Source organism: Paenibacillus sp. J22P59 (assembly GCF_059383895.1).
The window spans coordinates 105,147-127,406 of record NZ_JBXENX010000003.1; the positions used below are offsets into that span (position 1 = coordinate 105,147).

Here is a 22,260-nt window from a genome sequence, read left to right on the forward strand (position 1 = left end):
TGATTTACTTGATTTAGACGAATCTGATTGCGGATTTAGTAGTTTTTGATAGAATTAAAGCTAAGCAAATGAATGCTGCCTGTCGAAATATAATAATATATGTAAAGAAATGATGGTCAGAAAATGGTGAGCTAGATGAGAGTTGTATTGATTGATGATGAACAACTGGCGTTAATGCAGCTAAACAAGCTATTAATGGGAATTGGCGGCATTGACGTTATCGGTATGTATAAAGATCCTGTAAGAGCAATTGAAGAGGTCAAAGAGCACCAGCCTGATGTCGTTTTCTTGGATATACTTATGCCTGAGATCAACGGATTGAATAGCGCGGTTCAAATACAGGAAGTATTGCCGGGCACTGAGATTATTTTCGTGACGGCCTACGACCAGCATGCTGTTCAAGCTTTTGAGATCAATGCACTCGACTACGTAATGAAGCCGATACGGGCTGATCGACTGCAGAAAGCAATCGACCGCCTATCCCAGCTGAAAAGTCTGAGAGAAGAGAAGGTAGATAGTCCGAAAGACTCATCCCTGTGGATATATTGTATGAAGAGCCTTAGGTTGGAGGATTTGGACAATAGGACGATTGAGCTGAAGTGGAGAACGTCCAAAGCACAGGAGCTATTTGTCTATTTGCTGCATAATCGAGAACAAACTGTGGAGAAGGATGTATTGCTGGAACTGCTCTGGCCCTCTTTTGATTCACATCGAGCAGCTACCCAACTGTATACGTCAATCTATCATGTGCGCCAGACGTTAGTCCGTTCAGGAGCAAGCGTTCTTTCTATTAAAAAAGCAAGCTTAAAGGACGGCTATGTGCTGCATATGGGACAGGCGAGCATAGATATTGAGCAATGGGAGCAGCAGCTTGCCGAGCTGGATTTGATTAATGAAGACAATAAGGATCGCCATGAGGCCGTGTTTGCGGCATACACTCATGATTATTTAGCGGATTATGATTATATTTGGGCGGAGCCCGAGCGTGAACGATTGCGTATGTTGTGGCTGATTCATGCCCAGCAGCTGAGCCAATACTATATCAAGCATCACTATGTTAATGAAGCGATTAGGGTAAATCTACGTATCCAGCAAGTCAATCCCGTATTTGAACAGAGTTATTTGGACTTGATGAAGCTGTATGCTTCGATTAATAACGAGATCGCTGTGGAAGAGCAATATAAGCAATTGGCGGTCATCCTAAGAGAGCAATTGGATATTGAGCCAAGTGACGAAACGCACCAATGGTTAGAGCAGTGGAAGCAGGGCGGCATCGTTTAATTTTTATAGACTGAGAAAGTATAGGATTCGTATAGGGACGTAAGGAATAATAAAGATGGGAGGAGGTTCATTCGTGCGCAAGCGATCCTATCTATTAATTATTGCAGGAATTCTTATTATTTTATTTCCATTAATGAATGAGTGGTATTCGGAGCGCCAGCAAGATAAGCTGCTTGCTGAGGCAGAGAATTTAATGAATAAGCCGGCAGATGAAGCGAAGCAACTCCGCATGAGAGACGAATTGGAGACGGTATCGCAATTATTGGACGAGGGCTCGGAGGAAGAGGAGCAGACCTCCTTGGTGGACAAGGAGGGTTTGCTGGCCATTATAAGAATCGATGCAATTAATGTTAAGCTCCCTGTTCTGGAAGGAGCGACGAGGGATAACATGAGGCACGCAGCAGCACATATGTCGGAGACTCCACTGCCTGGCGAGATTGGCAATGCTGCGATTGCTGCGCACCGGGCCAAGACGAAGGGCAGGCTGTTCAACCGATTGGATGAGCTGGATACAGGGGATGCGATTACGGTTGAGACGCAAGCGGGGAATTATACCTACATCGTTACGAATAAATCCGTCGTATTGCCAACGGACCTATCTGTATTGTCGAGCAATAACCGCGATCGTATGCTTACTTTGATTACTTGTGATCCTATCGTAGACCCAACCCATCGACTCATTATTCATGCGAAGATGGATTCCGTTTAATAGAGAGTGAAAAAGAAAGATTGACATCGAATTTTGTTGTGATATGGTAAGGGTATAGTGCTTCATACGATAATGGCAAACCTGTCGAAAGGCAGGGACGCAAAGCTATAGGGCCTTCTTCGCGAGAAAAGGCAGCCTGGCCACCGAAGGGAGTTTTTTTATGCGCAAATTAGTTGTGATGCTGTTGGGTATCGTTCTTTTTTTCAATCTTACCCAAGGAATGGCGGATGCAAGTGACAAAGCGTGGCTGAAGACGGACAAGCTGTCCAAAGGCTTGGTCACGATTCATTATCCGGTTAATGCCAAAGTGAAGACCGTTGTCATGATAGCCAAAGGCAAACAAAGCTACACATATACCTTGTCCGCTGGCAAGCAGGAAGAGGGCTTCGCTCTTCAAATGGGCAACGGTGAATATACCATTACGATATTGGAGCATGCAAGCGGCAGCCGGTACAAAGCAGTAGATAGCAGCAAGCTGCAATTGAATCTTGCAGATAGCAAGACCGTCTACTTGAACTCCGTTCAGAATATGGAATGGAGCCCTACAAGCAAGGCGATAGCGAAGGCCAAGCAATTGGCAAGTGACAAGAAGACAGATTTGGATAAAGTAAAGGCTATCCATCAATATATTGTATCGAATATAACCTACGACAAGAAGCTCGCAGAAACTGCCTCCACCGACTACCTTCCACAGATTGATCGTACCTTCCTTGAGAAGAAGGATATATGCTATGGCTATGCTGCCTTATTCGGTGCGATGCTTCGGAGCTTGGATATTCCTACGAAGCTTGTTACAGGCAATTCGACTTATGTCGATACGTACCATGCTTGGAATGAGGTCTACCTGAATGGGAAATGGGTAACGATCGACACAACAGTCGATGCTGGAATGGGCAAGAGCAGCAAAAAAGGAACAATGATTAAAGATAATGCACAGTACAAAACGGACAAATACTACTAATTGGATGTCTAATAGAAAGCTTAAGCACTCATAGAGAGGGCTTAAGCTTTTTTTTTTTTTTGCATAATTTTTGGATATGTTTAGATTTTGGATAGATTTACAAGGTATACTAGAAGCGAGAGCATACTAGGCAGTTGGCATCATGATAGTTTTGTTTATACTAGTTACTGAAGACTAGGAGGTGAAAGAAGGAGTAGGTGTTTGGAATCAGATACAGAGAAGGGATGAGAGTTCGAGTGAAGAGTAATTCAATACGTAATAGTAGAATTTCAATCCTGCTCGTAGGATTGCTGCTGCTGCAGCTGTTGGTACAGCCCTTGGCTGCGCCTATTAACGCGGCTGTACCAATAACAGGATTGATTTTTGAGAAGTCAGCCTCCAAAAGTGTAGTGAATGTCGGAGAGACTTTTGAGTATTATCTGGATTATAGTGCCGCAGGGTCTACACAAGTCGGCAGGGAAATTACCATAGTTGATACAGTTCCTTCGCAGTTCGAGATTTTAGGGGGGGATTATACTTCTCGTAACGGTCAGACATTAACATTCGGACCCAGTATGTTAATCTCGGGAACGGCAGGGAGATTCTACATTGAGGTTAAGGTAAAGCCTACAGGAGTAAGCAGTTCCGTACAAACGACAAATACGGCTGCTGTAACTGTGGTGGACACGAATGAAAATACCACTTCCTCTGCCAATGTGGCAATTAATCCTGATCCGAATCCCATTCCGGATCCGGAGCCAAGTCCGTCAACGCCTGGGGTTATCGAATCGACCTATGATGTATGGGAGGTTCGCAAAAGCCAAAATACAGGCTTCGGGGATACCGTCCCAATTGTAGGGGGAGAAGTTACCTACAAAGTAGAGATAAAAAATGTAGTCGATGGCAATTATGAGCTTGCCAAGCTGAGCGGAATGGAATTAATTGACGAGCTTCCGCCAGGTGCTGTATATGTAAGTTCATCAAATGGTGGCGTGCATAACGCCGGGATCGTGAAGTGGACGATTGATGAACTGCGCTCTGGTCAATCCTTTGAAGCAAATGTAGTAGTAAGATACCCTGATAATTACGGGTATGGTCATCCAACAAATTCACCGCTTGAGCGTACGAACGTCGTTAAGCTGGTCACCTATACTCCTGAGGGTGGCGGTACCTTGCAAGGCTCGGGACAGGCAACTGTAAAGACACTTTTCGGAGAGCCAAAGGCTGGGGATTTGGGTGTGACGAAGACCAAACAATTTGATTATCGCTGGCATAATCAAGAACAGATCTTTTTTATCGGAGGTATCAGTAACACGGGCACGAATGTCAATTTCCCTGCCAAGGATGTGGTGTTGACTGAGCAGCTGCCCCTTGAGCTGGATTATACCTCTATTAAAATGCCGAGCTACAAATGGAATGTTTTCCGTTATGAAGTCAGTGATGGGGTAGATCGAGTATGGAAGGTATATGGAGGAAGCAAGGGACCCTCCAGTACACTTACTGTCGGAGAGGCCAATGCGGATATTCTTTTATTGCCCGGGGAATATTTGACCTCCTTGGAATGGACGTATAATACGCTTCCAGTAGGCAAAGAGATTAAAGGTATTGAGCTAAAAGGTATCGTTAGAGATATAGCTCATGAAGGCGTTACTCCTTTACAGCATGGACAAGAGGTTATTAACCGAGTAACTCTGGATTATAAAACGCCTAATCCTACTGTCGAGAATGACTGGGTTACGGAGCCGCAAAAAGTAACAACGAAGAGCTTCTTCATTAATAATGAAAAGCCATGGCTGAAGGCCAGCAAAAAAGTAGAGAGTGGCAACTATCGTCCTCTTAGCAAGGTAAAGTTCGAGCTTGATATTGACAATTTAATCAAAGCGACAGGTCCTTACATTCAGCCTTTCATTTATGACCTATTGCCAGCAGGCTTCGATTATTATACGAATCCGAAGATTGTAGATCCAGCAACAGCAATTGCTGATTCTTATCAATGGAGCACTGCTACTGGAATTGCAAAACCCAAATTAGAAATTATTAAAGACTTTAACCATACTGGAAGAACGATGCTGAAATGGTATTGGGATGAGCCAATAGCTCCAGCGGATGCAATAAAGTTTGAGCCAGGCACTAACTTTAAGATCATCTATCAAGGGCTGATCCGTGAGGGAACACCTCGTACTGAAGGAAGCATCACCTATGTTAATGACCTGTATGTGACAACATCTGACCCTAACATGCAGTTCTGGCATAAAGGCGATGGCACACAAGATGCTGTTGATAGCTTAGTGAACTGGCAAGTTAAGAACCAACCCATTGAGGATACAGTGCTGAACTTTGATCCAACTCCTGGCGTGAAAGAATTTTTTGTTCATGAGTCAGCAACGGTGAAAGTGGAAAAATCTTCACAAGTGAAATCAACCAAATGGAATAGGGGCGATCTGTCTCCGATCTTCAAGCAGACTTCAGGAGATGAGTACCTGGGTCAACCAGCCATCCCTGATCAGCCATTCGAATCCGATGGTGTAATTGCTTATACGGAATATCCTTATTACAGCGTCACTTATGAAGGTGGTACGGCTGACTATAAGCTCGTTGTTCGCAATAGCGGCAATACGAGACTTGGCGTAATTGATCTATTGGATATTCTTCCTCATGTCAATGACTATGCCTTAAAAGTGAACAGCAACGTCCCAGCTGAATCTAGAGGCTCACAGTGGCAGCCAAATTTGGCGGAAGTGATGAAGTCTGGTCCGTCAACCTTCACTTCAACGGCAGCTACAGGAAGTAGAAAGGTTGATTTCAACGTTGATGCTTACTACAGTAAATCCGTTAATCAAGCTGAAGTTGTCAATTTCTCAAATGCAACGGGCAGTCAGAATGGCTGGATTCCGCAATCCTCGTTCACAAGCGATGATCTGACGGATATCAAATCGTTGTATTTTAAGATTACAAACATTAAGGGCAGTGACGGACTAAACGGCCTCGCTCCAGGCGATTATATCGTTCTGGATTGGAAGATGGATGCCCCTGTGGGAGCTCCAACAAACTCCATTGCTTGGAATTCCTTTGCGATCCAAGCGACAGAGGTAGGAACTAACGGGAATGCTGATGGCAGCAAAATGCTTCCGACGGCTCCGAACAAAGTTGGATTTATCGTCCATCCTAATGATGAGCATGTGCCGCTCGGCGAGATCGGCAACTTCGTATGGTTCGACAGCAACCGCGATGGCATTCAGAACGAAGGCTATTCAGGTGATGAGAATCAGGCAGCAGGCATTAACGGCATTAAGGTGAACCTCTACAAAGAAGGAGAAAGCGTGCCGTTCAAATCAAGCAAGACAGGCTATCATTTCAATGGAAGCCCTGGCTATTATTTATTCCAAGGATTAGAAGCTGGCAACTATTTTGTAGAGTTCGTATTGCCAGAGCATTACACGACAACGCTTCAAGAAGCACCCGGGGGAAGTCAGCTTGATTCCAATTTTGTAACCAAAGGTGCAACGGATAGCGAAGGCTACACCCCATATCGTACGAATAAGATCACGCTTGCGAACGCAGGCAAAGACTTGACCATTGATTTGGGTTTAATTGAGCAAGCTTCGCCTACGGGTCAACTATATCCATCAATTACGATGGATAAGAAGATTACTGGCGTTGAGACAGGTGCGTCTGGTGTCGTCTCGCCAGCGAATTACGTTGTAGTAGGGGATAAGGTTCATTATGCCATTGAGGTAGTGAATACATCTTCGGTTACCTTACACAATATCAAGATCGACGATCAAATGGACAGAAGCCAGTCCGGCTTCGCGTTTACTAAGCTGATCTATGATCAAGAAACAATTACAATTAATGGCAGCAGTCATAATAGGCCGGATATTATTACTTCATTAGTTAATTCCGGGAACGCTCCTTACGTAAAAATTAAGAGTTTGGAGCCAGGGAAGCGTATTACGCTGGAGGGTGTCTACTCCGTTGTAACAGCAGATCTGGATTTAACTAAGCTGGAGAACGTGGTTACGGTCAATTATAATGAATCACCGGAGTCGTCTACTGATCGTGAAGAGATTAATACAGCCGGACTACGTGTGGAGAAGGTCAGCAATGTATTGTCTGTAGCAGCAGTAGGGGCTTCGATTGACTACACGGTAACGATTACCAATACAGGATCACGTGATCTTACTAATGTCGTTATTACGGATACGAAAGTTGTAGGTATTCCAGCTATTCCTCTGCTGAAGTCAGGAGAATCGCATGAAATTACTTATACTTACAGCGTCAAGCAAGCGGATTTAAGCCAAATTAAACTTACAAATCAGGTAACAGCGGACCCAGATGAGACTCCACCAGTGACAACCGTACATGAAGTGCCAATCATAACAGTAGAGAGTGGTACAATAGGCAATTATGTGTGGCTGGATACGAATGAAGATGGTATTCAGAATTCACAAGAGTCTGGTATCAACGGCATCGTTGTGAAGCTGTATGACTCTGTCACCAACCAAGTCATACTGCAGACCGTAACGAAAGATAAAGATGGCAAACCGGGCTATTATACGTTCGAAGGCTTGCCGCAAGGAAGCTACTATGTACAGTTTATTGTTCCGGCGGATTACAGCGTGACGAAGTCCGAAGCAACAACGCCTGAGCAAGATTCCAACAAGACAGATAGCAATGGAATGACCGATGCTATCGTTATTGGGCCTGGAGCATGGCACAATGATACGATCGACCTGGGATTGCTGCCGCGTGGAGAGATTGGCAACTACGTATGGCTCGATTTCAATCGAGATGGCATTCAGAATGAAGCAGAAAAGCATGGCATTAATGGAATTACTGTTCATCTGTTCAAGGGCAGTGCGACAGGAACACCAGTAGCAACGACAGTAACTGCTAATGATGCCAACGGCAAATCCGGCTATTATCTCTTTGATGACCTGCTCGCAGGTGATTATTATGTGCAGTTTGTTCTGCCGTCCGACTACGAAGTAACACTTGCCCAGCAAGGTGCGGATACGGCTAAAGATTCGAATGCTATTGATGCAGAGGGCAAGACAGCCAAAATCACGATCGGCGACACGACAGGCTGGATCGATCACAGTATAGATCTAGGTGTAGTCGCAAAAGGGGTTATTGGCAATTACGTATGGATAGACAGCAATGGCAATGGCAAGCAGGACGAGCCAGCTGTTAATGGAAGCAATGGTATTGTTGTGAAGCTCTTTGACAGCAATATTCAGCTGCTTCAGGAAACGGTTACGGCTAATGACGGAGCTGGCAACAGCGGGTATTACCGTTTCGAACAATTAGTTAGCGGACAATATTACGTGCATTTTGATATTCCTAGAGCTTATACTTTGACCAAGTCAGAGGCGGCAGGCGTATCGCCAGAGGAAGACTCCAATCTGCTTGTAGATGGATTTACTAGTGCTGTAATAATTGGTGAAAATGCTCCTTATGGTTGGGAGAACTTGACCATTGACGTAGGTATGGTCGCTAAGGCTACTACACCTGAGCCTCCTGTCACGCCACCAGGCACGGGTAACCCAGGCACAGGAAATCCGGGTACGGGTGTTCCAGGTACAGGCAATCCTGATCCTGATAAGCCGGAGAAACCAGATCCGGGCAAGCCAGTTGAACCAGGTAAACCGGAGAAGCCTGATACGGATAAGCCTACAGATAGTAAGGAAGAGAAAGAGACAGTCGTTGATAAGCCTATTAAGGATAAGGTGACGATTCCTGAGGGCGGTACAGCGAATGTAGGCAATCAGCCTGAGCACGGCAAGGTAACTATTGATAAGAATGGCAACTGGACTTATACGCCTGACAAAGGCTATACAGGAAAAGATGGATTCTCAATCATTGTTACGGATAAAGCCGGGAATGAAGAAGAGCTCTTCTTCGATATAGATGTTCAGTTGCCTAAGGGTGGAGTCGATTCGAGCGCTGGCTCTGGCACCAACCCACCTGTAAAAGTACTCCCTAAGACAGGAGAAGCTAGCCACCTGCTTGTGTATTTGACTGGTCTCTGCTTCATACTGTTAGGAGTAGCTCTTAGAAAGAAACGTCCTCAGCAATAGGACAAAGAGGCTCGTTGTTCCGACACTAAGCAAAGTATAGCCTCAGAACAATTGCTAGAAATATGAAAGCGGGATAGAGCAGGCATTATTGCTGCTCCGTCCCGTTTTATTTTGCTTGAGTGCCAAATTTAATCGCAGTCCTTTCCTGGCCTGCTAGAGGAGATTCATTACATTTCTGTGAACAACGCCAGTAGGGATATATTCCTTCAATTGGATTCGATATAATTAAGTAGGATTAAATTGTTCTTAGAGGAGAGGCGGATTGAGTACAACAATGTGGAAGTCGAGTATTGGCTGGTTCCGAGGAATCGCTTTTGTAGAAGGGTTATCTTATCTTGTATTACTGTTTATTGCGATGCCTCTTAAATATTTTGCCGATCTTCCGATTTATGTGCAGATTGTAGGCATGGCGCACGGTGTATTGTTTACGATGTACATGATCGCGCTGCTGGTTGTCTGGATTAAGCATCGCTGGTCATTCTGGCGAGTGGTCGTAGCTTTTATTGCTTCACTTCTTCCATTTGCAACATTCTGGCTGGAAGCTAAGCTGCGCAAAGAACAATAATAGTCTAATGAATACAACGGCAGATGTTAAGGGATTACTCCTTTAGCCTCTGCTTTTTTTTGCATGGAAAAATAGATTCCTATTGCTAGATTAACCATCATATGAAATAGAATGAAACGAAAAGAAAGGTGAGCCGTATAACCGACAATACTGGTAAAATTATCTATTCTATTAAAAGGAGCCTATGTCCAGATGAAAAAGATTACCGCTCTCTTATTATCGTTCGTTCTAATGCTAGCTTTCGTTACAGGTGTTCAAGCGGATGGGAAGCCAATAACGGTATCCGTAGCAGGTGAACAAATCCAATTGGGTGCTCATCCGCCGATTGTGGAGAAAGGCACAACGCTTGTTCCAGCAGAGCCGCTGATGAAGCAGCTGCATTTAACGCCTAGCTGGGATGAAGCGAATAACATTATTACCGGAACCAAAGAGGGACTTTCCATTGCGCTTCAGGCAGGCAGCAAGCAAGCGATTGTGAATGACAAAAAGCAAGAGCTGCTCGTCGCTCCTAAATTAGTGCATAATGTTTTGTACGTGCCAGTTCGCTTCGTAAGTGAAGCAGCGGGTTATATAGTGGCATGGGATGGCAAGCTGCAAGCTGTCTTGATTAGAGAAGCAAGCAAAGGATTTTTATGGAAAACAGAGAAGAATGGCAACACCGTTTATTTAGTAGGCTCTATTCATATTGCTAACGAGAAGATGTATCCGCTGCGCGCTGCTTTTGAAGAGGCATACGAACAGGCCGATTATTTGGTCGTTGAGGCGGATATTACGAAAGCATCGGATCCAAAGGTTCAGGAATCTGTGCTTAAGTATAGTACATATGCGGAGGGAACGACGCTCAAGGAGCATATCTCGGAAGAGACTTATAAGCAATTGAACACTATTGCTGTTGAAAACGGTCTACAGGCAGGGGCATTTGATGCATTTAAGCCTTGGAGTATTTCTTCCTCTCTAGATTATTTGAAAATGATGAAATTAGGCTACGAATCACAAAATGGGATTGACCTCTTCTTCCTTACAAAAGCGATTGAGAAGGGACTTCCCATTAAAGAACTGGAATCCGTCGAATTTCAATTGAACATGCTGGACAGCTTCACTCCTAAGCTGCAAGAACAGATGCTGAAGGATTCAATCGAAGCCTATTATTCCGAGGAATCGGGCATAGAAGAGTTGACCGAAATGTGGGTTAATGGTGATGATGAGCAGCTAATTACGCTTACGAATGCATCAGCCAGCGATGAAGAATATTACAAGGCAATGGTCGCAGACCGCAATGATGCGATGGCTGAGAAAATCACTGGGTATTTGGATAGCAGCGAGAAGAAAACGCATTTCGTAGTCGTTGGAGCTTTGCATATGCTAGGCAAGGATGGAATAGTAACACAGCTGCAAGAGAAAGGATTCGAGGTCGTTCGTAAATAGGCTTCTTTTCTTACGCCAATGGATGAAATCAATTTGGATTAGATAGGAAATGGGCGATTTCACAATTGCTTTTGCAAATGAAGCCCTGGTTTGTACGTATGAATAGGTGAAAAGAGAACCTTTTTCCACTTGAAGTGCACTTCCTAGAACGTCATTGGTTAAACCATGAGTTTAATTCAATGAGTATTCAAAGGAATGCACCTCACTTTAGTGGTCTAAGGTTTTTTTATTGATGGGATGTTTATTTATCTTCTTATTGTTTAGGGGCAGTGCTGTATGAGGTGAAATTATCCCGCCGCCTATACTTTAACGCAGTACAAGCGTGGCTGTTACCGGGTTATGGTCGCTATGCTCATATTTTAATTCTGTACCCTGAACCGTAATAACCTCAATATTTGGGGATAGGAAGAAGCCATCAATAATTGCTCTGAAATTTACGCCTTCCGTATAAGGAATATCCATAGTTCGCACCGTAGCGATCTCTGTGTCTAATGCCCATTGGAAGCTTGCAGGCTCGAATTGATCGGGGAATCGTTGAAGCCATTCAGGAGAGTCTTGAGTAGCCTTGAACGCGAGCGGGTCGGTTCCAGGCAAGGAATGATTCCAGTCTCCCCCGACGATTAAATAATTTCCTTGTTCATATTCTTGTTGAATGTAGGAGGATAAGAAGCTTAATTGCTGCTTGCGAATGCTTCCCCCTTTGTCGAAGGCAGATAAATGAAGATTGATAAGCACCAGTTCTTTTCCATTATCAACAGGAAATCTAGACACCAGCAAAGCCCGGTCGAGATCGAGCTGCTGCCGCGGCCAGCTTTCTTTTCCAGGAAGATCAAGCCTTTCAGCATCTGTACTATGGAGGGTTGACAGCGTTAATAGTCCGCTTTGGACAGCGCCCATCGGGTCGAAGACGGGCACCGGCACCCAAGGAACTTTGTAATTCAAAGCAAAGGAATGGCTGTAAGCAGGCATTTCGTTAGTGAGATACTCCACTTGATTTATTCGATAGCTGCGGGATGATTTCACATCAACCTCTTGCAGCATATAGATGTCAGATTGTTGTTCTTTCATAAAAGCTGTGATGGCTTGAAGATTGGCAGTCGTCTGCTCTTTGCTGCTGGCCCGAGACATTGAGCCGCCATCCATAAAGAAGTCGCTGTTACGATCAAGCCCAGCATAGCCTAGGTTGAATGTTGTCACCGTAAAGGCTTCGCCTGACTTAAGCTTATTATTATTCGGGTTATCAACAGCAAGGGGCAGGCGTGCCTCCGGCTTATAATCGGTTAAGGTAATGAAGAGCAAAAAACCTCCTACTATTATTAAGGCTGCTGCCACTAGCACAAAGAACAGTTTTTTGGTTATTTGAATCATCATCAAGCTCCTTTCAAGATGCGAATCGGGTATCTACATTAATAGTAGGGGATAATAGGAAATCCTACAACGCACAATTCAGGACAATCTCCGCATTCGTGCAGCTCCGCATATGCTATAGGTAGAAGCCTGCATGGGGGGATGCTCATGGGTAGTACAGCAATTAGGCGTAGAAGGCAATCGTCTTCTATGCTCATACTCGTCTTATACGTACTTCTTGTTATTTTATTATTTTTTTGCTTCCAATAAAGGCTGCGCGTGCTGGCTGCACGCGTTTTTGGCGTGTCGGCCTATGAGGCGAATGACTGGAATGAAATTTCATGAATAGCGATTCCCATACATAAGCGATAAGCAATTGACAAATAATGAATAGGAGAAGCGTTAAGGAGGAGAATACCTTGGCAACGAATACCACAGGGAATAACAAGTATAAAAAAATGTCCATGTCTTCTAAGGAGTATCAGGCTTATGCCAAAATGCGCGAGCCGTCCCGTTCTATCTTTTCGAATTGCATTAAAGCTTTTGTTATCGGCGGCGCCATTTGTGTGCTCGGACAGGCAATCCAGCAGCTATTCATTCATTTGATGGACATGAAGCCTGAGCAGGCAAGCAACCCGACCGTAGCCGTACTCATTCTCATTTCGGTGATTCTCACGAGTCTGGGCGTGTACGATAAAATTGCACAATGGGCTGGAGCTGGCACAGCAGTGCCTGTTACGGGATTTGCGAACTCGATGTGCTCAGCTGCGCTTGAGCATCGCAGTGAAGGGCTTGTTCTAGGGGTCGGGGCCAATATGTTCAAGCTGGCAGGGTCCGTTATTGTATTTGGTACAGTAGCAGCCTTCTTTGTTGGTATTGCCCATCTCATAATAGGCACTGGAGGACAATAATATGCTGCGGGGAAGACAATCCTGGTGGTTCGAGAATCGGCCTGTCATTATTGGCGCCGCTACCGTAGTGGGTCCAGATGAAGGGGACGGGCCGCTAGCTGATGATTTCGATCTTGTGCACCCTGAGCTGGATATGCAGCAGAAAAGCTGGGAGAAGGCAGAGCGGATGCTGCTTGAGCAAGCATCGGAATTTGCTGTTCAGAACGCTCGAATTCAGAAGGATCAGCTGAATTTCTATATTGGCGGAGATCTGATGAACCAGATTATAAGCAACAGCTTCGCAGCCAGATCATTGGGTGCCCCGTATTTGGGCGTATTTGGTGCATGCTCTACCTCGATGGAATCACTGGCGCTGGCCTCTTTAATTGTAAATACAGGCTCGGCTGACTACGTACTGGCAGGCACCTGCAGTCATAATTGCACGGCTGAGAAGCAGTTCCGTTACCCGACGGAATATGGCTCGCAGAAGCCGCCGACCGCTCAATATACAGTGACGGGTGCGGGAGCTGCAGTGGTCGCGGCTGTAGGGGAAGGACCGGTCATCGAGTGTGCGACAATTGGCAAAATCGTTGATCTGGGCATAACCGACCCGTTCAATATGGGTGCTGCAATGGCTCCAGCTGCGGTAGATACGATACAATCGCATTTCAATGATACAGGTCGCACGCCCAAAGATTATGATCTGATCGTGACGGGCGATTTGGCAGGTGTTGGTCATCCGATTGCTAATGAACTGTTGCTCCGCGACGGGGTACCTATGAATGACACGATATTCAAGGATTGCGGTCTGATGATCTATGATGTGAAGCGTCAAAAGGTTCAGGCAGGAGGAAGCGGCTGCGGCTGCTCAGCTGTCGTGACTTATGGACATTTATTGAAGAAAATCGCTTCAGGCGAGCTGAACCGTATTTTGGTCGTAGCGACAGGAGCCTTGCTCTCGCCCCTCTCTTTCCAGCAAGGGGAAAGTATTCCGTGTATTGCACATGCAGTTGCTATCAGCAACGGGAAGGAATGACCGATCAATGCAATTCTTATGGGCTTTTGTGGTAGGGGGCGCGATTTGCGTTCTGGGTCAGATTATGTTCGATGTTTTTAAGCTTACGCCAGCGCATACGATGGCAACCCTTGTTGTCATAGGCGCAATTGTGGATGGGGTTGGGCTATACGAGCCGCTTATCGATTTTGCGGGTGCAGGAGCAACAGTCCCAATAACAAGCTTCGGCAATGCGCTCGTTCACGGGGCTTTGACGGAGCTTCACGATCAGGGCTGGATTGGCGTCATATCAGGTATTTTCAAAGTAACAAGCTCCGGCATATCGGCAGCTATCATATTCTCCTTTCTGGCAGCATTAGTTATAAGGCCGAAGGGGTGAGAAATTGGAGGGTCCTGTGGGATCTTCCAATTTTTTTTGTTCATCCATCATTTGTGTATCGACAAGGTGTTGCTGTAAAATAGTACTAAATCGCCTTTATAATGCTTATTACTTTCCGGGAGGTTATACACAAATGGAAACTCGTCTTGCGGATATGCAATTATGTTCATCTATATTAAGTAGTTTAAATGATTGTATTCTAGGAAAGCAGGAAGAAATAGAGCGTCTTATGATAGCCGTTATTGGGGGAGGACATGTTCTGCTCGAAGATGTCCCAGGGACAGGTAAGACGCAATTGGTAAAAGCATTGGCTAAATCAATCGGCGGTCAGTTCAGAAGGATTCAATGCAATCCTGACTTGCTGCCGACCGATATAACGGGAGTATCTATTTATCATCCGAAGCTGGAATCGTTTATTTTTCGTCCGGGCCCGGTTATGACTAATGTGCTGCTCGCTGACGAGATTAACCGAGCAACGACAAAGACGCAGTCGGCCCTTCTTGAAGCTATGGAGGAGGGGCATGTGACCGTAGATGGTGAGACCTATATGCTGCCGCAGCCGTTCATGCTGCTTGCCACTCAAAACCCAATTGAATTCGAAGGGACGTATACGCTGCCGGAAGCCCAACTCGACCGCTTCATGATGAAGCTGACTTTGGGTTATCCGAGCGAGGAGAACGAGCAGCGCATGATTGTGGCCAGTCAGGCGATTCACCCCTCTGATCGCATCGTACCGATTACGGAAATCGAAGATATCATTCGTATTCAGAAGCAAGTGCTTGCTGTTCATCTAGATGAAGCGGTAGGCAATTATTTAGTAAGTATTGTAAGAGCAACGAGGGAGCATCCAAACGTACAGCTTGGAGCGAGCCCCCGTGCAGCTATCGCACTGGTGCGTGCAGCGAAAGCGAGCGCGTATTTGCAGCAGCGCAATTTCGTTACGCCTGATGATATTAAGAAGCTGGCTCCTTTTGTTTTGTCTCATCGGCTTCTTCTTCATACAGAAGCGCGAATGAAGGGTGTTAGAGCAGAGGATATTGTAGCGTATGTACTAGGACAGACGAAAGTGCCGGTTAGGCTGGAGCGCTAATGAGATGGCCAAGGACAAGAAAATACGTTGGATTGCGATAACATCCATTTACGCCGTTGCGTTGCTTTATTTTTTGTTTCAAGGTGGACGCACGGCCTTCATGCTGTTTATGATATTGAATTTGCTGCTCGTTTATTTATTTTTGGGCCGCTGGAGCGGGATTGGTCAAGTGCAAGGCTCACGCAGCTACAAGCAGCAGGGCCCTACTCATGCCGATCACTCCTTAACAGCTGGGAATTCCATGGAGGTGCAGCTGTCGGTTAAGCTGCCGGGCATCTATCCGATTCCTTATGTGCTCGTCAGAGACCGGCTTTATCGCCATAACGGTCAGGAGCTGGATTTCGAAGCCTCCTTCGTGCCGACCTGGAAACGCGCTGGAGAAGTTATTTATCACACGCCGCCCTTACAGCGGGGGGAATATCGCTTTCAGAGTACGGAATGCTCCTCGCATGATGTATTCGGCTTGTTTGAGAATACGGGTACCTTTGACTCTCAAGCCTTGTTTAACGTACTGCCTCAGATCGTGCCCTTAAGGCAATGGCATGGCATACAAAGAGGGATACGCGGGCCGTTCTCGCATGCTATTGCTTCCCGTTCTGCCAAAGAAACCACACAAATCAATGGCGTTCGCGAATATTTGTATGGGGATCGTTTATCTCGGATTCATTGGAATGCGACGGCGAAGACAGGCAATTGGAAGTCCAAAGCTTTCGAGCGGGAATCCTTGCCCCGGACACTGGTGATTCTGGACCGATGCGCCAATGATTATCCTAAGCCAATAATTGATCGATTTGAGCTTGCTGTATCGGTCGCCGCTTCCATCTTGGAGAATGGACTTAAGGGCGATACGGCGATGGGCTTGCTCTCCATTGGCAAGAAAACGACCTATATTCCTCCAAAATCAGGCACGGATCAGCGTAATGCGGTCATGAAGCATTTGACCTTTGTAGATTCCGATGCTGACCAATCCTTGTATAAGTCATTGCTGGCGTCCGGTACGCTGCTGGAGCAAGGGGCGTTTGCTGTTCTTGTATCAGCAGTCTCAGGCAAAGAGGCTATTCAATCCATGGAGTGGTTATTCCGCAAAGGAATGACGCCTTGTCTTGTACATATTGGAGCTGCTGGCGCTATTGATCCTGCTGAGGGGCAGGAGAGCTGGTATCAATTATTGCGAAGCCGCGGCTGGCCGGTATTCACGCTGAAGCAGCTCGCGGAGCTGCCCGTTGTACTGGAAGGAGGCAGCGCATGAGACGTCTGTTGAAATGGTGCTTTTTCAAATTGTCACGGGACTGGTATAGAAGACTCTCAGAGCTGTTCATTGGGCTTATGCTGTTAAATACGATTTCAATATTTGAGGGCTATTGGTGGGAAGAGACCTTTACGGTTGCCACCTCTACGGTGCTGCTTGCCATTGCTGTTCAGTGGCTGCTCCCGCGCAGCCGCCGCATGCTTCAGATTTCTATTCAGGTGATATTAGCTATTGCTCTGACGATCCATTATACGAATCCCGACAAGATCTATTGGCAGGCAGTAGGGGCAGGCGATTGGCTGTTACTGGCAAGGGAATATCTGGATCAGTTAGAGCCTATGATATGGATTGCCTTATCGCTGCTTCTCCTATATATCTTATTCAATTACTGGGTGACGACCAGACCGCGGATTTTTGGATTTATCGGCATGAATCTAATTAGCTTAACTATTGCGGATTCTTTTTCTCCCATTTGGTTATGGGACGAGGTGGCGTGGGTTGTTTGCATGGCGCTGCTATGGTTGAGCGCTGCTCATCTGCATAAGCTGGAACGTGATCATCCCGGCAGCTGGAAGGAAATGATTGAATATCCGGTACAACTGCTGCTGCCTGTTGCTATTGTGTTGTCGGTGCTGATGACAATTGGACTCATGATGCCGACAATCGCTCCGATTCTTCAGGACCCTTATACGATCTGGAAGGAGTCCAAAGGGGAGAGCGTTAATGATTTTCTGGGCGACAAAGGCTCGCAATCTCCATCGTCCTCCAGCCAAGGAGATTCACGATCAGGCTATGGCCGCGATGATACGACACTTGGAGGCGGCTTTAATTATGATTATTCGCCAGTGATGACGGTATCTACCTCTCACAAGAGCTATTGGCGAGGCGAATCCAAAATTTATTATTCTGGACAAGGCTGGGATGTTATTGATGATGGACAATCTCCTGCTTTTGTAAGGCAAGCTCAGGCATTGCCGATGGTCGATAATCGGGAGCTTGCTGACACAATGGAGATTACGCAGCTAGTGACGATGATTCGCAAAGATTCCTATCCGGTATTATTCGCTGCTTCGCCTCCTGCGAAGGTGAATTGGATTAATGATCCTGATCTAAAGTTTCCCAGCAGCCTAATATGGTCCCCCAGTAAGCTGGAGCTGCGATGGACAGAACCGGATATGAAGTATCCGGAATCGTATAGTGTCACATCTGAGGTAACGGTGTTGGATGTAGACGGACTTCGCAAGGCGAAGGCTGGCTGGGAAATACCTGAGCAAAATTATCGCTATCTGCAGCTTCCGCAGCAATTCCCGGAGCGAGTCAAGCAGCTCGCCGAGCAGATAACGATACAAGCAACGAATGATTATGATCGTGCGAAGCTTATCGAGCAATATTTGCAGACGAATTATTTGTATACGAACAAGCCCGATTTGTCCAAGCTGAGCGGAGCATCAACCGATTTCACGGAGCAATTTTTATTCGAGCTGATGGAGGGCTATTGTGATTACTTCTCAACCGCAATGGCTACGATGTCTCGCTCCATCGGTTTGCCTGCACGCTGGGTGAAGGGCTTCGCTCCAGGCTCGCTGCCGATTACCGGTTATGGCTCTCCGATGTCAGAATTGCGGGAGCCTTTTGAGATCAATCCCAATGGGCAAGGCACTTATACCGTTCGTAATGCAGATGCGCATTCTTGGGTTGAAATCTATTTCGATGGCTACGGATGGATTCCATTCGAGCCTACATCAGGCTTTAATTTTCCTTATTCTATGACGCAAGACAAGCAGAAGCAGCCGACTGACCTTGTGCCTGACCAGCCAGAGGCAGCAGCTGCAACAGAGAAGGAGAGCTTAGCGTTTTGGAGCATTGGCTTCTGGGTCGTATTGAGCTTGCTGTTAGCAGCTTTGGTTATTCTCGTTGTCATGCGCCGCCAAACGCTGCTGCGAGGCTGGAAAAAATTCCGCTTCCGCTCATTCTCGGCTAATGAACGAATCATATGGGAGACCGAGCGGCTGCTGCGGAAATGCCGCAGAAAAGGGCTTCATCGCGGAGAGCATGAGACGATGCGCGAAGCGATAATTCGCTGGTCCGACAGTCGAATGTCCTTGCAGAGCGAGTTCCGCGAGCTGCTGGATATTTTTGAGCAAGCCAAATATAGTTCGTTCCAAGCTACGAATCTTGATGCAGACAAGTTTACAAAAAAGATAAAGGCGATTAAGGAGCAATTATAGCAATTAATGCCTAATACCGTATATCAGCTTGCTGATGTACGGTATTTCTTTGCAACAAAATCCTATTCTATGGTATAGTTTCGTAAGATAGCAGGAGAAAGCAAAGGGGTAAAATGCTTATGTTCGAGAAGCTGTTGCCGCACATGCGTGTGAATACGGTTTATGATATTCAATTAGACGAGCTATATAAGAAAGGGATTCGCGGAATTATTACCGATCTGGACAACACGCTTGTAGGAGCGGGTGAGGCGCTCGCAACGCCTGAGCTTGTGAAGTGGCTGGATCATGTTCGCGAACGCGGCTTTAAGGTCGTTATCGTATCGAATAATAATGAGACAAGAGTTTCGAGGTTCGCTATTCCGCTTGGTATTCCTTTTATCCATGCGGCTCGCAAGCCGGCGAATCGATCGTTCCACAAGGGTTTGAGGGTGCTCGGTCTGTCTGCTGAGGAGACGGTCGTTATTGGCGATCAGATGCTCACGGATGTGCTTGGAGGCAACCGAATGGGCTTGTATACGATTCTTGTAACACCAATTGCTCCTGCTGATGAAGGAATCATGACCCGTGTCAACCGGCGGATTGAACGAATTGTTCTATTCAGGCTGCGCAAGAAAGGGTTATGGTATGAGGAGGAGAAGAAGTGAAGGAAGAGAATCACAATCAGGCAGCGCCATCATGTGCGGGCTGCGGAATCAGACTGCAGTCGGAGAACACGGAGGAGCCTGGATATTTACCGGAAGCGGCCCTTCTGAAGGAGCCGGTTATTTGCCAGCGCTGTTTCCGTATTCGCAATTATAATGAAGCATCGTCGATCGCTGTTGACCAGGATGAATTTTTGCGTTTATTGGGAAGCATCGGGAAGACAGACAGTCTGGTCGTTCATATCGTCGATTTGTATGACTTCGAAGGAAGCTTAATATCCGGATTGCAGCGTTTCGTTGGCAATAATCCGGTATTATTGGTTGTCAATAAGGTTGATCTGCTGCCTAAGTCGATGAATTTGAATCGAGTGCGCAACTGGGTGCAAAGGCAGGCAAAGGAAGAGGGATTGCGTACAGTTGATATCGTGCTGTGCAGCGCTAAGCGCAATATTGGCTTCGAGCATGTTATTGAAGCATTGGAACGCCACCGCAAAGGCCGCGATGTCTATGTTGTAGGAGCTACTAATGTAGGCAAATCGACCTTGATTAATCGACTGATTAATGATTATAGCGATCTGGAGCGTGAGCTGACGACTTCGCGTTATCCTGGTACGACGCTGGATGCGGTTCATATTCCGCTTGATGACGGCAAAGCTATTATTGATACACCGGGAATCGTATACGCTTCCCGCATGACCGAGATTGTTCCACGCAGCTTCTTGCAGACGCTGCTGCCGGACAAGCCAATCAAGCCGTTAGTTTATCAATTGAATGACAAGCAGACGCTGTTCATCAGCAGTCTGGTTCGATTCGACTTTGTAGAAGGTGAACGACAATCCTTCACGTTATATATTTCTAATGCGCTGAATGTGCATCGGACGAAGCTTGAGCGCGCAGATGAGCTGTATGAAGAGCATCGCGGTGAGCTTCTAGGTGCGCCAACCCGCGAAGAGCTTGCCGAAATGCCGGCATGGACACGTCATTCGCTTCGAGTACCGCGCGGAGCTAAGAAGGATGTATTCATCTCTGGGTTAGGGTGGATTCAGGTGAACGGATCAACAGGTGCCATTCTTGACCTGTATGCACCAAAAGGAATCAAAGTGCTGTTGCGGGATTCACTCATATAGAAAAGAGGGGAACGGCGTATGGCGCTTATGAATGAAATAGGCGGTTGTCGGATCGACAGCCATACCGTGCTGTATGGTGTTATCGGTGATCCGATCCGTCATTCCAAATCACCGATAATGATGAATCATGCTTTTCGGGAGGCCGGTATTAACGGAGCGTATATGGCCTTTCATATTACGCCTGATAAGCTATCGGACTTTATTGGAAGTGTTCGTGCCCTAGGCATCCGGGGAGTGAATGTGACGATTCCGCATAAGCTGGATATTATGAACTATATGGATGAGATTGATGCGGGCGCCAAAGTGATTGGTGCTGTCAATACGATCGTTAATGAGGACGGTCGTCTGATTGGCTATAATACCGATGGAATCGGTTATGTTCGCTCCTTAAAGGAAGAAGCGGAGCCGGATCTGTCAGGCAAACGAATTGTTGTGATCGGAGCAGGCGGTGCTTCACGGGGAATTATCTATGCATTGACAGGGGAACAGCCTGCGAATATTACAATTGCTAATCGTTCGTCTGCGCGTGCAGAAGAGCTGGTACGTACCTTCGGCAATCTGACGGATATGCAGGCGATTACAATGGATAGCTTAAAGGAAGCTTGTGAAGAGGCTGACATCGTCATTAATACGACCTCTGTCGGGATGTACCCAAATATAGAGGAGAGCCCGATAGATGCAGACTGGCTGAAGCCTGGTGCAGTTGCCAGTGATCTCATCTATAATCCGCTTCAAACGAAGTTTTTGCAAGATGCCAAGCGGCGGGGCTGCCGAGTGCATGGCGGTCTTGGCATGTTCATTTATCAAGGCGCATACGCTTTTGAGTATTGGACTGGACAACCGGCGCCGGCAGCGGCTATGCGTGATAGAGTATTAAGCTCTTTGCAAGGGCAATAGGCAGCTGATATTCCTTCTGGAATAAGGTTATTAAATTTGGATATAAAGAAAGTAGGAAATGAAGCTATGCTAACAGGCAAACAAAAGCGCCACTTGCGCTCAATGGCGCATCATTTGCAGCCTATCTTCCAGGTAGGCAAAGGCGGAACGAATGAACAGCTCGTTCGTCACATTGAAGAAGCAATCGAGACTCGCGAGCTGATTAAAATATCGGTTCTGAACAATTGCTTGGATGATCCGAAGGAAATTGGAGTTGAGGTGGCAAAAGCCTCAAGAACGGAGCTTGTTCAGGTTATTGGCAAGACCATTGTTTTGTATAAGGAAGCTAAGGAAGAAAAGAATAGAAAAATCGAGCTGCCAAAGGCTACAGCAAAAAAATAGACATTGGCAGGCATTA

General features: G+C 46.3%; 17 protein-coding genes and 1 riboswitch. Of the genes, 16 read left to right on the forward strand and 1 reads right to left on the reverse strand.

All coding sequences use genetic code 11. The annotated features are described in order from the left end of the window. Positions 1-135 precede the first annotated feature (135 nt). The 6 genes from AC50YO_RS05755 to AC50YO_RS05780 all read left to right on the forward strand — a co-directional run bounded on the left by AC50YO_RS05755 (position 136) and on the right by AC50YO_RS05780 (position 11,000). Positions 136-1,281, forward strand: coding sequence for a response regulator (locus tag AC50YO_RS05755; protein WP_494844337.1), 1,146 nt, complete (start codon positions 136-138; stop codon positions 1,279-1,281). 73 nt (positions 1,282-1,354) lie between these two features. Continuing rightward, on the forward strand, positions 1,355-1,990 hold the full coding sequence (locus AC50YO_RS05760; RefSeq protein ID WP_494844339.1) for a class D sortase: 636 nt from the start codon (positions 1,355-1,357) through the stop codon (positions 1,988-1,990). A gap of 64 nt (positions 1,991-2,054) precedes the next feature. Next, positions 2,055-2,138: riboswitch (cyclic di-GMP riboswitch) on the forward strand. Between the two features lie 12 nt (positions 2,139-2,150). After that, positions 2,151-2,951 (forward strand): transglutaminase-like domain-containing protein, encoded by an 801-nt coding sequence (locus tag AC50YO_RS05765; RefSeq protein ID WP_494844341.1) that lies wholly within the window; start codon positions 2,151-2,153, stop codon positions 2,949-2,951. A 236-nt stretch (positions 2,952-3,187) separates the two neighbouring features. Beyond that, positions 3,188-9,010 (forward strand): SdrD B-like domain-containing protein, encoded by a 5,823-nt coding sequence (locus AC50YO_RS05770; protein WP_494844345.1) that lies wholly within the window; start codon positions 3,188-3,190, stop codon positions 9,008-9,010. Positions 9,011-9,284: 274 nt separating this feature from the next. Beyond that, complete coding sequence (locus AC50YO_RS05775; RefSeq protein WP_494845285.1) at positions 9,285-9,575, forward strand: DUF3817 domain-containing protein; 291 nt, start codon at positions 9,285-9,287, stop codon at positions 9,573-9,575. A gap of 192 nt (positions 9,576-9,767) precedes the next feature. Continuing rightward, complete coding sequence (locus AC50YO_RS05780; protein ID WP_494844350.1) at positions 9,768-11,000, forward strand: TraB/GumN family protein; 1,233 nt, start codon at positions 9,768-9,770, stop codon at positions 10,998-11,000. 306 nt (positions 11,001-11,306) lie between these two features. Here AC50YO_RS05780 and AC50YO_RS05785 read toward each other — a convergent pair whose 3' ends face one another. After that, positions 11,307-12,368, reverse strand: a complete 1,062-nt coding sequence (locus AC50YO_RS05785) for an endonuclease/exonuclease/phosphatase family protein (RefSeq protein ID WP_494844353.1) — start codon at positions 12,366-12,368, stop codon at positions 11,307-11,309. A 437-nt stretch (positions 12,369-12,805) separates the two neighbouring features. Here AC50YO_RS05785 and spoVAC point away from each other — a divergent pair, with 437 nt between their 5' ends. From spoVAC to yhbY, 10 genes are all read left to right on the forward strand, one after another. Then, entirely contained in the window at positions 12,806-13,258 is a 453-nt protein-coding gene (spoVAC, locus tag AC50YO_RS05790) for a stage V sporulation protein AC (RefSeq protein ID WP_494845287.1), read from the forward strand. A 1-nt stretch (position 13,259) separates the two neighbouring features. Further along, positions 13,260-14,273, forward strand: a complete 1,014-nt coding sequence (gene spoVAD / locus AC50YO_RS05795; protein ID WP_494844355.1) for a stage V sporulation protein AD — start codon at positions 13,260-13,262, stop codon at positions 14,271-14,273. Positions 14,274-14,280: 7 nt separating this feature from the next. Then, the gene (gene spoVAE / locus AC50YO_RS05800) at positions 14,281-14,631 is read left to right on the forward strand and encodes a stage V sporulation protein AE (protein ID WP_494844357.1); all 351 of its coding nucleotides are present in this window, start codon (positions 14,281-14,283) and stop codon (positions 14,629-14,631) included. Between the two features lie 133 nt (positions 14,632-14,764). After that, a complete protein-coding gene (locus AC50YO_RS05805; RefSeq protein ID WP_494844359.1) occupies positions 14,765-15,721 on the forward strand; it encodes an AAA family ATPase in 957 nt (318 codons plus the stop codon). A 4-nt stretch (positions 15,722-15,725) separates the two neighbouring features. Next, positions 15,726-16,970, forward strand: a complete 1,245-nt coding sequence (locus tag AC50YO_RS05810) for a DUF58 domain-containing protein (protein ID WP_494844361.1) — start codon at positions 15,726-15,728, stop codon at positions 16,968-16,970. Beyond that, the gene (locus AC50YO_RS05815) at positions 16,967-19,198 is read left to right on the forward strand and encodes a DUF4129 domain-containing transglutaminase family protein (protein ID WP_494844363.1); all 2,232 of its coding nucleotides are present in this window, start codon (positions 16,967-16,969) and stop codon (positions 19,196-19,198) included. Before AC50YO_RS05810 ends, AC50YO_RS05815 begins: the two co-directional genes overlap by 4 nt. A 113-nt stretch (positions 19,199-19,311) precedes the next feature. Beyond that, positions 19,312-19,842, forward strand: coding sequence for a YqeG family HAD IIIA-type phosphatase (locus tag AC50YO_RS05820; protein WP_494844365.1), 531 nt, complete (start codon positions 19,312-19,314; stop codon positions 19,840-19,842). After that, positions 19,839-20,966, forward strand: coding sequence for a ribosome biogenesis GTPase YqeH (gene yqeH / locus AC50YO_RS05825; protein ID WP_494844367.1), 1,128 nt, complete (start codon positions 19,839-19,841; stop codon positions 20,964-20,966). The genes AC50YO_RS05820 and yqeH overlap by 4 nt, the downstream gene beginning before the upstream one ends. 18 nt (positions 20,967-20,984) lie before the next feature. Further along, positions 20,985-21,863 (forward strand): shikimate dehydrogenase, encoded by an 879-nt coding sequence (gene aroE, locus AC50YO_RS05830; RefSeq protein ID WP_494844369.1) that lies wholly within the window; start codon positions 20,985-20,987, stop codon positions 21,861-21,863. 66 nt (positions 21,864-21,929) lie between these two features. Continuing rightward, positions 21,930-22,244 (forward strand): ribosome assembly RNA-binding protein YhbY, encoded by a 315-nt coding sequence (gene yhbY, locus AC50YO_RS05835; RefSeq protein ID WP_494844371.1) that lies wholly within the window; start codon positions 21,930-21,932, stop codon positions 22,242-22,244. Positions 22,245-22,260: the final 16 nt, after the last annotated feature.

What these genes read in the sequence shown, in the direction of transcription:
- AC50YO_RS05755 (WP_494844337.1), top strand. Translation starts at nt 136, where the DNA reads ATGAGAGTTGTATTGATTGATGATGAACAACTGGCGTTAATGCAGCTA.
- AC50YO_RS05765 (WP_494844341.1), top strand. Translation starts at nt 2,151, where the DNA reads ATGCGCAAATTAGTTGTGATGCTGTTGGGTATCGTTCTTTTTTTCAAT.
- AC50YO_RS05775 (WP_494845285.1), top strand. Translation starts at nt 9,285, where the DNA reads ATGTGGAAGTCGAGTATTGGCTGGTTCCGAGGAATCGCTTTTGTAGAA.
- AC50YO_RS05780 (WP_494844350.1), top strand. Translation starts at nt 9,768, where the DNA reads ATGAAAAAGATTACCGCTCTCTTATTATCGTTCGTTCTAATGCTAGCT.
- AC50YO_RS05785 (WP_494844353.1), bottom strand. Translation starts at nt 12,368, where the DNA reads ATGATTCAAATAACCAAAAAACTGTTCTTTGTGCTAGTGGCAGCAGCC.
- spoVAC (WP_494845287.1), top strand. Translation starts at nt 12,806, where the DNA reads ATGTCCATGTCTTCTAAGGAGTATCAGGCTTATGCCAAAATGCGCGAG.
- spoVAD (WP_494844355.1), top strand. Translation starts at nt 13,260, where the DNA reads ATGCTGCGGGGAAGACAATCCTGGTGGTTCGAGAATCGGCCTGTCATT.
- spoVAE (WP_494844357.1), top strand. Translation starts at nt 14,281, where the DNA reads ATGCAATTCTTATGGGCTTTTGTGGTAGGGGGCGCGATTTGCGTTCTG.
- AC50YO_RS05805 (WP_494844359.1), top strand. Translation starts at nt 14,765, where the DNA reads ATGGAAACTCGTCTTGCGGATATGCAATTATGTTCATCTATATTAAGT.
- AC50YO_RS05810 (WP_494844361.1), top strand. Translation starts at nt 15,726, where the DNA reads ATGGCCAAGGACAAGAAAATACGTTGGATTGCGATAACATCCATTTAC.
- AC50YO_RS05815 (WP_494844363.1), top strand. Translation starts at nt 16,967, where the DNA reads ATGAGACGTCTGTTGAAATGGTGCTTTTTCAAATTGTCACGGGACTGG.
- AC50YO_RS05820 (WP_494844365.1), top strand. Translation starts at nt 19,312, where the DNA reads ATGCTTATGTTCGAGAAGCTGTTGCCGCACATGCGTGTGAATACGGTT.
- aroE (WP_494844369.1), top strand. Translation starts at nt 20,985, where the DNA reads ATGGCGCTTATGAATGAAATAGGCGGTTGTCGGATCGACAGCCATACC.
- yhbY (WP_494844371.1), top strand. Translation starts at nt 21,930, where the DNA reads ATGCTAACAGGCAAACAAAAGCGCCACTTGCGCTCAATGGCGCATCAT.